Here is a 396-nt window from a genome sequence, read left to right on the forward strand (position 1 = left end):
CGCGGAGTCCGTCCTCGCCCCGCACACCCCCGGACCGCCGCAGCACCGCCACGCCGAGCACGACGAGGGCTTCTACGTCGTCTCCGGCACCGTGCGCTTCACCGTCGGCCGCGACAGCCACGACGCGCCCGCCGGCACGCTCGTCGTGGTCCCGCCCGGCGCCCCGCACACCTTCGCCAACGTCACCGACGAGCCGGCCGTCATGCTCAGCACGTTCACCCCCGGCCGGTACGCCCAGTACTTCCGCGACCTCGGCGGCATGCTCGCCGACGGCCGCCCCCTGACCCCGGAGGCCAACATCACCGCCATGGCCCGCTACGCCACCCGCCCCGCCACCGAATTCCCCGCCGCCCCGCTCACCTGACGCCGGCCGTGGTCAGGCGGCGACGACCCCGG

Annotated in this window: 1 protein-coding gene; it reads left to right on the forward strand. The window is 76.0% G+C overall.

The window, feature by feature from the left end; genetic code table 11:
- Window positions 1-364, forward strand: a 364-nt coding sequence (locus VR44_RS11900) for a cupin domain-containing protein (protein ID WP_045947417.1), incomplete at its 5' end; no start/stop codon positions are given.
- Between the last annotated feature and the right edge of the window lie 32 nt (window positions 365-396).

This window comes from Streptomyces katrae (assembly GCF_000966975.1).
GTDB lineage: Bacteria > Actinomycetota > Actinomycetes > Streptomycetales > Streptomycetaceae > Streptomyces > Streptomyces katrae.